General features: G+C 53.5%; 11 protein-coding genes. 4 read left to right on the top strand and 7 right to left on the bottom strand.

What is annotated here, in order from left to right; genetic code table 11:
- The first annotated feature begins 1 nt into the window (after position 1).
- From gap to lepB, 3 genes are all read left to right on the top strand, one after another.
- Positions 2-1,015, top strand: coding sequence for a type I glyceraldehyde-3-phosphate dehydrogenase (gene gap / locus DXT88_RS18860; protein WP_016832950.1), 1,014 nt, complete (start codon positions 2-4; stop codon positions 1,013-1,015).
- Between the two features lie 194 nt (positions 1,016-1,209).
- A complete protein-coding gene (locus DXT88_RS18855; RefSeq protein WP_050977639.1) occupies positions 1,210-1,725 on the top strand; it encodes a hypothetical protein in 516 nt (171 codons plus the stop codon).
- A gap of 125 nt (positions 1,726-1,850) precedes the next feature.
- A complete protein-coding gene (gene lepB / locus DXT88_RS18850) occupies positions 1,851-2,546 on the top strand; it encodes a signal peptidase I (protein WP_265215572.1) in 696 nt (231 codons plus the stop codon).
- Between the two features lie 126 nt (positions 2,547-2,672).
- Here the strand turns inward: lepB and DXT88_RS18845 are convergent, their stop codons facing one another.
- The 6 genes from DXT88_RS18845 to DXT88_RS18820 all read right to left on the bottom strand — a co-directional run bounded on the left by DXT88_RS18845 (position 2,673) and on the right by DXT88_RS18820 (position 8,964).
- Complete coding sequence (locus DXT88_RS18845) at positions 2,673-4,772, bottom strand: peptidase domain-containing ABC transporter (protein WP_265215571.1); 2,100 nt, start codon at positions 4,770-4,772, stop codon at positions 2,673-2,675.
- Between the two features lie 4 nt (positions 4,773-4,776).
- Entirely contained in the window at positions 4,777-6,063 is a 1,287-nt protein-coding gene (locus DXT88_RS18840) for an HlyD family secretion protein (RefSeq protein WP_265215570.1), read from the bottom strand.
- Between the two features lie 45 nt (positions 6,064-6,108).
- A complete protein-coding gene (locus DXT88_RS18835) occupies positions 6,109-6,711 on the bottom strand; it encodes a DUF6176 family protein (protein ID WP_265215569.1) in 603 nt (200 codons plus the stop codon).
- A gap of 15 nt (positions 6,712-6,726) precedes the next feature.
- Positions 6,727-7,659: a YcaO-like family protein gene (locus tag DXT88_RS18830; RefSeq protein WP_265215568.1), complete on the bottom strand. Its 933-nt coding sequence runs from the start codon at positions 7,657-7,659 to the stop codon at positions 6,727-6,729.
- 15 nt (positions 7,660-7,674) lie between these two features.
- On the bottom strand, positions 7,675-8,718 hold the full coding sequence (locus tag DXT88_RS18825) for an aKG-HExxH-type peptide beta-hydroxylase (RefSeq protein WP_265215567.1): 1,044 nt from the start codon (positions 8,716-8,718) through the stop codon (positions 7,675-7,677).
- 63 nt (positions 8,719-8,781) lie between these two features.
- Positions 8,782-8,964: a hypothetical protein gene (locus DXT88_RS18820; protein WP_265215566.1), complete on the bottom strand. Its 183-nt coding sequence runs from the start codon at positions 8,962-8,964 to the stop codon at positions 8,782-8,784.
- Positions 8,965-9,338: 374 nt separating this feature from the next.
- Between DXT88_RS18820 and DXT88_RS18815 the strand changes: the two genes are divergently transcribed.
- Positions 9,339-10,067, top strand: a complete 729-nt coding sequence (locus tag DXT88_RS18815) for a class I SAM-dependent methyltransferase (protein WP_265215565.1) — start codon at positions 9,339-9,341, stop codon at positions 10,065-10,067.
- Between the two features lie 52 nt (positions 10,068-10,119).
- On the opposite strand, the gene glnE is transcribed toward DXT88_RS18815, so the two are convergent.
- The gene (glnE, locus tag DXT88_RS18810) at positions 10,120-12,876 is read right to left on the bottom strand and encodes a bifunctional [glutamate--ammonia ligase]-adenylyl-L-tyrosine phosphorylase/[glutamate--ammonia-ligase] adenylyltransferase (protein WP_265215662.1); all 2,757 of its coding nucleotides are present in this window, start codon (positions 12,874-12,876) and stop codon (positions 10,120-10,122) included.
- Positions 12,877-12,902 lie beyond the last annotated feature (26 nt).

Below are 12,902 nucleotides of genomic sequence, written 5' to 3'. Positions count from 1 at the left end.
CATGACTATCCGCGTCGCAATCAATGGCTATGGCCGCATCGGCCGCAACATCCTCCGCGCTCACTACGAAGGCGGCAAAAAACACGACATCCAGATCGTGGCGATCAACGACCTCGGCGATCCGAAGACCAACGCCCACCTGACTCAATACGACACCACCCACGGCAAGTTCCCGGGCACCGTGACAGTCGACGGCGACTCGATCGTCGTCAACGGCGACCGCATCAAGGTGCTGGCGCAACGCAATCCGGCAGAACTGCCATGGGGCGAGCTGAAGGTTGACGTCGTGCTGGAATGCACCGGCTTCTTCACCACCAAAGAAAAGGCCAGCGCCCACCTGAAGGGCGGCGCCAAGAAAGTCATCATCTCCGCACCGGGCGGCAAGGATGTCGACGCGACTGTCGTGTTCGGCGTCAATGACGGCGTTCTGAAGGCCACCGACACCGTGATTTCCAACGCATCGTGCACCACCAACTGCCTGGCGCCGCTGGTCCAGCCGCTGCACGAGAAGATCGGTCTGGTCAACGGCCTGATGACAACCGTCCACGCTTACACCAACGACCAGGTCCTGACCGACGTCTATCACGAAGACCTGCGCCGCGCCCGTTCGGCCACGCAATCGATGATCCCGGCAAAGACCGGCGCCGCTTCCGCAGTCGGCCTGGTGTTGCCTGAACTGAACGGCAAGCTGGACGGCTATGCGATCCGCGTGCCGACCATCAACGTCTCGATCGTCGACCTGTCGTTCATCGCCGCGCGCGACACGACCGTGGATGAAGTCAACGCCATCATGAAGGCGGCTTCCGAAGCCGGCCCGCTGAAGGGCATCCTGACTTACAACACCGAGCCGCTGGTGTCCGTCGACTTCAACCACAACCCGGCATCGTCGAACTTCGACTCGACCCTGACCAAGGTCTCCGGTCGTCTGGTCAAGGTTTCGTCGTGGTATGACAACGAGTGGGGCTTCTCGAACCGCATGCTGGACACGACCGTGGCGCTGGTTTCGGCAAAATAATCGGTTTCAAGCGTCATTTTTGATTGATCCGGCCTAATTTGGCTTCTTTTCTTCGCATGCTTGTCAGGCGATGTCTAAGAAAATATCTTGGGCGGATCAATGACCAGACGATGTGTTCTGGAAAGGCTGTTGCAAATCCGTTTTGCGATAGCCTTTTTTATTGACGATTTAACAATAATTAATCGAGGGCTGTAATGTCGTCACCTTCTTCAACACCGATTTTGCGTAGCCACGGCGTCAAGCTGATTGCCATGCTGGCCCTGAGCTTCTCGCTCAGCGCCTGCGACTATGTCGCCAGCTTCACCAAACCCAAGCAGACGCCGGAAGAAGCCAAGGCCGAAGGCATCGCGCTGGGAGCGGGCTGCCGCCAGGCCGGTCAGAGCCTGGAAGATTGCTACCAGCGTAATCCCGACAAGCTGAAGGCGGGCATTTTTGCGGGCTGGAAGGACATGCACGAATACATGGCGGCCAAAAACATCCCGACCGTGGTGCCGCCGCCGGTGCCTGAAAAGACCGAAGCCGATACCGCCAAGGACAAGGAAGCGCCGAAGGATGATCGCGCCGCACGCCGCGAACGCCGTGAGCGCGAGAAGGCGGAGCAAGATGGCAAGGACGGTAAAGACAGCAAGAGCAAGGACGGTGGTGGCGACAGCGACCGCAGCAGTCGCAGGAATCGCGATCGCGACGACAGCAGCTCGAGCAAAAAGTAAGTAGACTGGGCGGCTGGAGCGAATCGAATGGTATGTGTCGATTCGCCGCGCGCCGACCTGCAGCGAGCAGTTCAAGGTTGACAACGCGCCCCGCCAGTCGGGGCGTTTTTCATGGAATGAACGATATGCAAGCGATCAAGAAACTGATTTCCGCCAACAAGGGCTTCCTGTGCTTCCTGCTCGGCATGCTGCTGATCCGCAGCGCCGTGGCGGATTGGTACGGCGTGCCGTCGGCGTCGATGTACCCGACGCTGCTGATCGGCGACCGCATCATCTCGAATCGCCTGGCCTATGACGTCAAGCTGCCGTTCACCGATATCGTGGTCGGCCGCATCGCAGATCCCCAGCGCGGCGACATCGTCACCTTCAGTTCGCCCGAAGACGGAACGCGCCTGGTCAAGCGCCTGATCGGCCTGCCCGGCGACATCGTCGAAATGCGCGACGAGCAACTGGTCATCAACGGCGCCCCGATGACCTACGACGCCGCAGCCGCAGCACCGGCGTCGCATCGCATGCCGGATTACGAAGGACGCCAGATGATCGTCAGGGAAAGCCTGCCGGCCATGGCACACGGCGTGATGCTGCTGCCGGAGCGGATGGCCTTGCGCAGCTTCGGTCCGATGATCGTGCCGGCCGGGGAATACCTGGTGCTGGGCGACAACCGCGACGACAGCAAGGATTCGCGCTATATCGGTTTCGTGCCGCGCGCCTTGCTGACCGGCCGCGTCAGCCGCGTGATGTTTTCGCTCGATCCGCAGCGTTACTATTTGCCGCGCGTGCAGCGTTTTGGCGCGGCATTGCGAGACGCATCGACAAGCTAAATCAGTCAGCGTAGCAGTCGTAGGATGGCGGCCGTTTTTGTTGGATCTGCATGATTTGATTACGTTTTGTACCGAATGCCATCAAGCTAACAGTCAAGCGATGATTGGTTTAACAATGACTTCATTTCATGCTTCACGCACAGTGCCCTCATCAATATAAATAACGCGCTCTGCCGATGCGATTGTCTCGGGTCGATGCGCTACGATAATCCTGGTTATATTTAAAGATTTGATCGATTCGTTTACGCGGCGCTCACATTCGACATCCAGATTGCTGGTTGCTTCATCAAGAAAAAGAATTTTTGGCTTTTTGTACAGAGCTCGTGCAAGCAAAATTCTTTGTTTCTGTCCACCGGAAAGAGCATTGCCCATATCGCCCACTAGGGTGTGATAGCTCATTGGCATAGCCACAATCTCATTGTGAATTGCCGCCATTTCTGCGCAGGCTTCGACCCACTCCTGATCAACCTTCTCGGCAAAGAAACTGATATTTTCTCCAATGGATCCTGCAAACAGTAAATCGTCCTGCATAACCACGCCTATCAACTGTCTATAGGTTGTTTTTCCAAGTGATTCCAGCGGTCGCGTTCCTAGTTTTATTGATCCTGAGCTGGGTACGAGTTCCCCAAGCATCAAATTCATCAGCGTCGATTTACCGCATCCCGTTTTTCCAACCAGGGCTACTGACTCACCCGGTTTTATGTAGATATTTACCCTTTCTAAAATATGTGGTTCAAGTCGAGAATATCGAAACGAGACATTTTCTAACTCAAGCGAAAATAAGCGAAGTTCGGCGGCACCTTCGTCATCTAATTTCACTTCTTGCTCAGTCAAAACCAAATCTGCTAAGCGCTCTCCTTGAAGTCTCAGCATTTTCAACTCAAAGAATTTATCGACAATAACGGCTGCCCTGCTATTGAATTGCTCGCGGTAGGCAAGAAACGCGACCATTACTCCGACGGTTAGCGATCCATCGAGGACCTGATTCGCAGCAACCCATACAATCAGCACACGCTCCAGCCCAAAAAGCCATCCGTTGAACAATTTATAGCCGATTTGGAGACGGTCGTTCTGAATGTTTGCATTGACCTGGTTTATTAGAAGAGATAGCCATGAAGATCTACGTTCATTCTTTCTCTCGAAGAGTTTTATTATTTTTATTCCTCTTATTGTTTCCAAAAAATGGCTGTGCTGTTTGGCACCGTGGATTAATTGTTCTTCGGACGTATTTTTAAGCGGGGCAAACCATAGCCACCTGCCTGTCAAATAGAGTGCAGCTGAGAGTATTGGAATCCAGGTTAAAGAAGCACCATAAACGAATAGCATGGCTAACGTAGCAATGGCCATTACGCCGTCCATCAATACCTCCAGAAAGGACGTGGTAAGTGTTCTTTGGATGGTGTCAACGGAGCCGAACCGTGAAACCACGTCCCCCAAATGTCGCTTTTCAAAAAAATTGATCGGTAGATTCAAGAGATGGGAAAACACTCCGATTCGCCATTGAATATTAACTGAAGTGCTTAAATGTAAAATCATCCATGAGCGAATGGCACCAATACCATGTTGTAAAACAATGAATAGCGCAAAACACCAAGCAAGGGTCACCAAGAGACCTCGATCAGCACCAACGATTCCTTGATCCAGCACAATCTGAATATAGAAAGGTGCAGCCAAAGAGAAAATCTCGATACCAATAGCTAAAACTACAATTTGAAAGACCGATCTTCGGAGGCCTGTTAGTCGGCCAATAAGATCGCTGAGATGAACTGTCTTGCGCTCGTCTCTAGCTTGAAATTCGGGATTAGGCCACAATTCAAGCGCTACGCCGGTGAAGTCAGCGGACACTCGCTCCATAGGAATTTTTCGGATTCCGACAGCCGGGTCATGAACGACTATGTGGCCGCTGCCAACCTTCGATAGAACAACATAATGCTGGAAATTCCAATGAAGGATGCATGGGAGCTTCAAATGGGCAAGGCCATCTAGGTCGAGTTTTACTGGCCGCCCGACCAATTGGAGTCGTTGCGCCAAACGAATGAGTTGAGAAAGTGAAACGCCTTTGAGCGAGACAGGAAATCTTTGACGTAAACTGATTAGATCATTGCGATAACCATGATACCCCGCGATCATCGCCATGCAAGAAAGTCCACACTCCGAACTCTCACTTTGAAGGATGAGGGGCAACTTTCTTCCCAATGCTAGAGATAGTAGATCTGAAGATTTCATGACGTTATTCTTTTGTTACGTTCGTGCGGAGTCCTTTGAGCGGTGCCAATACCCATTCCCAAAGTCGACGCTCCTCCTGAAATATTTCTGCATCAAACAGTAAGCCAGGCTTGAGCCGATAATCCTGTTTTTCACCACTTAGTGTTTCTCGTGATAGCTCGGCGGTAATCCGATAAACGGGCTCGTCTGAAATAACAGCCCCGCCTATCGTGGGCTTAAATGGCAGGCTTAAATCAGAGACCGGTGAGGGAATGCTGGATATGGTTACTATGCGAGCAGCAACATGTCCAAATTTTTGATATGGAAAAGCATGCATACGAAGCATCACTTGGTCTCGCTCGCGAACAAGCCCAATAGATCTACCTGTTGCAAACAACTCAGCAATGAGTTTTGAGCCCTCAGGTATTAGATTGGCAATAGCTTTACTTGTATCGACTTGCTGGCCTAGTTCAACCGTAATATTGTTTAAAATTCCTGCTTGCGGGGCAGCAATGGAAAACTCTGTTTTCCCATCGCTTTCGAGTAACTCCTGTGCTGCATTGGACAGGCCACGATCTAGCTGAGATACTTGGCTTGTAGTGCGAAGCGCGAGTGATCTAATCTCACTAACCGTATCCGCCAAAGCTTGCGAAATTTCTATGACTTGTCGATCAAGTACACGTAATTTATCTTTATGATTAAAAACTTCTAGCAATTTTTGCTGAAGTAATTCGCGTGATACATAGTGTTGCTCTAACAGTCCTTGGTAGCGCTTTAAATTTTCTTCTGCTATTTGCAGACTTCCGCGCTGACCCTCGATCTGACTTTCGATCATTGTTTTTTGCAATTCCAGCTGTCTTATCTTTTGCCGTAGATTTGCATTTGTTTGTCGTTCAAGATCCAAAGTCGCTAGCTTTTCCCGTTGCAGTAGCTTAACTCTCATTGCGGCCTGCTCACTAACAGCCAGCTGAAGATTTTGCTGATTACGAAATCGTCTTTCGCTCGTGAAATGGAAGAGCAACTGGCCCGTTGCGACCTGACTGCCATCAGCAGCCAGTCTGGCTGTCAGAACACCGCTCTGCGGTGGATAGACCTTCAAGAAGCCACCAATAGGCCGCAAATATCCCGAGACGGAGACTCTCTTTGAGTACGTTCCCAAACAAAGAATACAAACGAGAGCGCATAAAACTCCAAAAATAATAATTGTCACCACAAGGAACGAGACTGGACGAACAACCAAAATGTCACTGAGTGCTTGATTTTTTTTCGCGTCGATAGCTTCTTGCCGAAAAGGATTGGAGTTCGATGTCATGCTTTTTTAAGGAAGAGCTAGGTTTTGGAATGAGCAGATGCCAAACTAAATGGTCGACATTGCCGCTGAAACGCGGCAGCACTCGATCCGTTGATCACGATCCCAGGACTGTTTGAAATCTTTATGAATTCGATCAACAGCCAGTTCTCTAGGTGTTTCATTGGAGATGCGATTGAAAGCAAGCTTTTCCATATATCCGAATAGGAAGCGCGAGCCTGCGATGCTGAAAGAAAACCAGCATTCTCGACGAATACCTTCCTGAGCGATTGACTCACGGGCCTCGGCCTCTAATTCCAGCAACTTTGCGGCCCATTGCTCAATGTCTATATCTCGACCTTTCTTTATTTTTATAACGGCTCCTATGGGTGGTGCGAGTTCCGCATGTGAAAAATCACCACTATCTTGATAAATATCAGCCTGTAAATGGCATTCAAAGGCGTTGGCATCAAAAAATGATGCGAACTTATCCGTGTTCAGAGAAGTTTTGTTTAACTCACGAACGTAATAGGCAGAATAGAGTTGTGTACCAATCCCAAATCTAAATCTTTCAATCAGAACGTCTTTCTCCTTGACCATAGGGGTCAATAGAGGGGCTGGCTGATGGGTTTTAACAGACTCGGGAATAACAAATGCGCGGGTTGAATGCATTGGATTCGTCGCCAATTACAGCATTGGAATAAGTTGGTCATTTAGCAAGTTGAATTTCGGGTTTTTAGTCACGCTCGAAAATGCCCGAATGCAGTTGCCATTTAGGGTCGGATAAGATGCGATATTTATTTGCTCTGGATCGATATTGATCATCTGAACAACTTGTAGCGCAGTCGAGGCTTCCGGCTCAGTTATTTGTTCGGTTGTAAAGTTTGTGTTGTCTAAAATTCTGACTAGAGTCTCCTGTCTGTAGCGGCTGTTTCGTAACTTTTTGATGGTTTCGACGTGGCGAGCAGGAGGCATTGATCGAGCACTCCCTCGGTATTCTTCGTAAATCATGATCGCCTCCGAGATAGCACCGTCTATTGCAGCCTGAAAACTGAAGGAGCATTTCGCGCCGATCGATAAAAAATCTGATCCAACGCAAACTGCAAGGCAATATGGTAGACCTTGAATCTGAAGTGTATAGAGATCATAGTGTCTATCTAAACATTTCAAAACTGTTTGTCTCGCGTAAGTTTGAGTGTGGCCCATCCAGATTTTCCACGTAAGATGGCGCTCGATCAGTTCTCTAACGCCATGTTCGATGGCTTCAAGGCGACTGTAGTGATAAGCGTACCCTGTAGCATCTTTCGACAATTCGAAAGAAAACTCAGGAGCAAGACCAGCTACTCCTTTTACGCTTGCATTTTGAAGGTTTTTTCCAGTCATTGACTCAACTGCCAATAGCCGCGTCCCTAACGCGCTCTGTATCGAAGGTGAAGACCATACGCGCTCATTTAATTCGCCAATTGCAGACGTGATGGCTTTCGATTTGGATATTGAGCACCCGAACCCGGTCAGGATGAATTTCTTGGTACCAATAAGTGCGGCTGTATGCGCCTTGGCTACTACGTAGTTAGGAAAGAGGGAGCAAGTAGTGCTTTGCTCTCGAATCATGAGGGCCATGATACTCAATCGGCATCAGAGCAATCCACATTGGGCGAATGATTCGAAAAATCGTTTGCCATTGGGTGTTAATTTTCCGTGCTCGGATACGACTCGAATTCCGTTTATTAGACGAGGCTCGAAATGGTCTACAAGCCGTTGATATTCCGGCCGACCCTTTCGCACCATTAGTTTGAAGACGCGAACCATTCTTGCAACTACAAACGCGGCATGAAAAATGCCATACATCGGGCGCAGATCGGTTCTCAGAGGAGCACTGAACTTTTCGCTAACGGGATTCAGTACCATCGGGTCGGAAAGCATTAGGCCGAAGAGGACATTGTGCGAGGATTCGTGCACCAGATGCTCAAGAAAATAGGGGACGCCTCGATGAGTCAAGTAGGAACTATGACCACGGATCGGATCATGATCGGGTGATGCAATGAATATGGCACCGAAAGTTCGGTTCAAAGAGCCTCCCATTATCGCCTGCGCTTTGAATATAGTTACTTGCGAAATGAGCTCAATCGTCTCGGCGTGCATGTCTTCGTCAGCAAACTTCAGAAGGGCCAGCGCCTGTTGAAACTCTTTTGTGTATGGTGCGATTTCATCCTGTGTAGTGTGAAATATCTCCGCTCGTCGACCATGAACGTCTAAAGTTTGATCTTGATGGATGTGTGTGACCGCTTCACAGCAAGCGAGAGTGCCATTCGGGGAGAATACTTGGATGCCGGAGTGGCTGACGGTATGTTTTGCCGTTTCGATCCACTTTAACGCGCGAAAGCACTCGAGAGCGTCTCCCACAATCATTGCTTCTTTAGCGCGATGAGCTGCGGCATGAAACGAAGGATTCAACCGAGATGCAGGGTCAACCGTCGCAAGGATCGACTTTGCGAGAGTCAAATCATAACCAGAGGCCCTCTCAAATTCTTCGAGCAACAGTTTGTATGAGGTGTATGTTTCTTGATTTTTTCTTCGCCTAGCCTCTTTTACTCGTTCTGAATTTTGAGGTAATGACGTGAACAAATCATACTTGTAGAGCGATTGATTGACTGGCTTTACTTGCGTGTTAGCTTGCATGCATTCCTCCATGAGTCGCTTTAATTGAAAGGGCAATTTCCGGATGTAATTGCCCCTTCCGCGTTAGACGTACATTGTCGGACTATCGTACGCAAATTGAAGAGCTGCGCCACCGCCAACCATTTCGATTTCGGCTGGTAGCATGAACGAGATCTTTCTTGAGGAAAGATCCGCCTCGATCTGAGGAGGGGCCTCAGCTTGTTCGGGTGTAAGTTCAATTCTCTTCTGATCAATTTTTTTACTCATATCAACTCCTAATTGTGTAGACGGAATGAGGTTCATTTGCCGCGATCACACCAATCCATCCTGCCATCGTTAGAAATAACGCTGGTAAGAAACTTGTCGATAGATTTGTGTGAGTAAAGATTCTGCCATTAAAGTTGTCAAAATTGCAATTAATGTTTTCTTGTTGCAACTTTAATACATGTGAGGAATCGTTATTTGGGATGGTGCTAGACGATCCGATAGTCAGAGAGGGGAGGGATTAATTGAGGGGGAGGGGGCACCTTGGCGCAGTCTTGTAAAGATAATGCCAACGGGCGTGGGCACATCACTGCAGGTTTTGCATTTCCCGGCAAGGCAGGGCATGATGCTCGCTCGTCATGCAAGACCACAAGAATATGAACGCTCCCCTGATCGTCAAATCGCCGCACCTCCATCCTCACGTCCCCGAGAGCGCCTTCGGCATCTGGTTCCTGCAAACCCATACCTGGACCCTGCATGTACTGGAGCGCGCCTTCAAGGATTTGGAGCCGCTGATCCCGGACCGTCGGGCTTCGTATCCGGTGGTGGCGGACGTCGGTTGCGGCTGGGGGCGTTCGCTCACCAAGCTGCATGAGCGCTTTGCGCCGCAGCGGCTGATCGGCATGGACATTGATCCGGACATGCTGGAGGCGTCCGCGAAGGAAGCCGCCGGCGCGGGCATCCGTGCCGAACTCATCCAGTGCTCTAGCTCGCACATGACGCTGGAAGACAATAGCGTCGACCTGCTGTTCTGCCACCAGACTTTCCATCACCTGATCGAGCAGGAAGAAGCGATCCAGGAGTTTTTCCGCGTGCTCAAGCCGGGCGGCGTATTGCTGTTCGCCGAGTCGACCAAGCGCTATATCCATTCGTGGATGATTCGTTTGCTGTTTCGCCATCCGATGGAAGTGCAGAAGACCGCCGGCGAATATTTGGCGCTGGTGCGCAGCGCCGGTTTCCAGGTGGCGCCGCAGTCGATTTCCTATCCCTACTTGTGGTGGAGCCGCGAAGACCTCGGCCTGATGGAGCGCGTACTGCGCATCAAGCCCAATGCCGTGCGTGAAGAAACCCTGATCAACCTGGTCGCGGTCAAGCCGGTCGTCTGAATTTTTGCAGCCGGCCCGTTGGGATCCGGCTGCACCTTCAGCTTCAACCCCGTCATCCCCCGAACACTTCCAACCACAGCCGCTTGACGCTGTCGCTTTCCTTTTGCACGCGTTCGATCGGCGTGCGCGCACGCTCTTCGCCCCGCAGCCGGATCTGATGCTGCAGCTTGCGGAACAGGCGATAGGCATTGGCCACTTCGTCGGCCAGCGCAGCGTCGATCAGCCCCAGCGAACCGCACAGCTTGAGCAGCGCGATGTTGCCGATGTCGCCGGTCAGCTGCTGGTATTGCGAAGCGTAGCGCAGCACCAGGAATTGCACCAGGAACTCAATGTCGATCATGCCGCCGTCGTCATGCTTGAGGTCGAACAGCGTGCTGGGATTGGGATGCGCCTGGTGCATCTTCATGCGCATGCCGAGCACTTCCTGGGTCAGTTTCTGCGGGTCGCGCTCCTGCCGCAGCAAGTCTTCACGCAAGGCTTCGAAACGATTGCCGATGCCGGTGTCGCCGGCGCAGTAGCGCGCCCGCGTCAGCGCCTGGTGTTCCCACACCCAGGCCGAGGTGCGCTGGTATTTTTCGAAGGTCGCGAACGACGACACCAGCAGGCCGCTGGCGCCGTCCGGGCGCAGCGCGATGTCGATGTCGAACAGCGTGCCGGCCGGCGTGTGCGACGTCATCCAGGTGATGAAGCGCTGCGCCAGTTTGGCGTACAGGCCGGGCGCTTCCTGATCGTCGTCGTCGTAGAGGAACACCACGTCGAGGTCGGACACGTAGCCGAGCTCCTTGCCGCCCAGCTTGCCATAGGCGATCACGGTGAATTGCGGCACTTCGCGATGGCGGTTGGCGATGGTCTGCCAGACCGCCTGGATGGTGGCGGCGACCAGGATGTCAGCCAGCGCCGACAAGTGGTCGGCCAGGTGCTCTACGCTGAGTTCTCCTTCCAGGTCCTGGGCCAGCAGCCGGAACAGTTGCGCGTGATGGACTTCGCGCAGGATGTCCATTTGCCGCTCGGTGTCGCCAGGGGCCGTGTCGAGCTGGCGCTGGCAATCCTGGGTGAACGCCGGCCAGTCGGGCGGCGCCTTGAGGTTGCGGTCGTCCAGCAATTCGTCGAGCAGGATCGGATGCTGGGTCAGGTATTGGGCTGCCCAGTCGCTGGCGGCCATCATGCGGATGACCCGTGTAAGCGCATGCGGGTATTCGGTCAACAGCGCCAGATAGGCGGCGCGGCGGGCAATCGCTTCGAAAAAATCCAACAGCCGGCGCAAGGTCGGCAGGCGTTTGTCGGGCATTGCGCCGATGATCGGCAGCGCCGCATTGATCAGCGTCATCAGCCGCGTGCGGCTGGCTTCCGGCAGCGATTGCAGGCGTGGCGACTGCAGCGTCGCCAGCACGCGCTGGGCAGCGCCGTCGACGTCATCGTAGCCGAGCAGCGTGAGCGTATCGGCGATCGACTCGGCGCTCTCGCCGTCGTTGAGTTCGCAGACGGCGCCGTCGCCTTCCGAGTCCGCGCGGTCGTCGGTGTTGTTGCCGCCTTGCTTGTCGCTGAAGATGGTGTCGAATTGCCCGGCCACGATGCGGCGATGGCGTTCCAGTTCGGCCAGCAGCGCGGCGACGTCGGCGTAGCCCATCATCTGGGCGACGATCAATTGATCGCTGCCGTTGACCGGCAGCGTGTGGGTTTGCGCGTCTTCCAGATATTGCAGGCGATGTTCGAGATTGCGCAGGAAGGTGTACGCCTCCAGCAATTGCGCGACCACGTCCGGCGCCAGCAGGTTCTTGTCGGCCAGCGTGCGCAGCGTGGCGCGGGTGGAGCGGTCGCGCAGTTCCGGGTCGCGGCCGCCGCGGATCAGCTGGAACACCTGGCTGGTGAATTCGATTTCGCGGATGCCGCCGCGACCCAGCTTGACGTTGTTGCTGCGTTCCGGGTGCAGCGATTCCTGGCGTTTGACTTCGGCACGGATCTGCGCGTGCATCGAGCGCAGCGCGTCGATCGAGCCGAAGTCGAGATAGCGTCGGTAGATGAACGGCCGGCTGATGGCTTCCAGCGCGGCGATGTCGCTATCCTTGCCGGTCAGCGCGCGGGCCTTGGTCCAGGCGTAGCGCTCCCATTCGCGGCCCTGGCGGATCAGGTATTCCTCGACCATGTTGTGGCTGGCCACCAGCGGGCCGGAGCCGCCGTTGGGACGCAGCGCCATGTCGACGCGGAAGGTGAAGCCGTCGGCGGTGACCTCGGACAGCGCGGCGATCAGCTTCTTGCCCAGCCGGATAAAGAATTCATGGTTCGACAGGGAGCGCTGGCCGGGTTGGCCGGCAAGTGTGTCGCCATCTTCCGGATAGACGAAGATCAGATCGATGTCGGAAGACACGTTGAGTTCGCCGCCGCCGAGCTTGCCCATGCCGAGCACGATCATTTCCTGTTCGCTGCCCGATTCCTCGCCGATCGGCATGCCGTACAGCGCGGTCATTTCCTGCATCAGCGCCTGCAGATGGGTCTGGACCGCGAAGTCGGCGAATTCGCTCATGGTTCGCACCACTTCGGCCAGATCGGCCTTGCCGCTCAGGTCGCGTTCGATCAGCGTGCAGACGATCAGGTTGCGCAGCCGCCGCATCGGGCCGTTGAGCGCCGCCGCCGTACCCACACCTCCACCCCCACCCCCACCTGTTTCCGGCGCGCGAGCGGTATTCATGTCATTTTGTAAAACGCGCTCGAAAACCGCACGGTTCAGGGATAATTGCGAGAATTCCGCCAGTTGGGCGGGGCGCGCCGCATCGGCATTGGCCCAACGGGCCAGGAACCGGGAAGCCGTCATGCTGTCGAGAAGGGAGTTAGTCACAA

This window comes from Herbaspirillum lusitanum (assembly GCF_026127345.1).
Lineage (GTDB): Bacteria > Pseudomonadota > Gammaproteobacteria > Burkholderiales > Burkholderiaceae_D > Herbaspirillum > Herbaspirillum lusitanum.
Note: the sequence above shows the minus strand (reverse complement) of the source record. Positions and strands in the feature narration are given on the sequence as shown.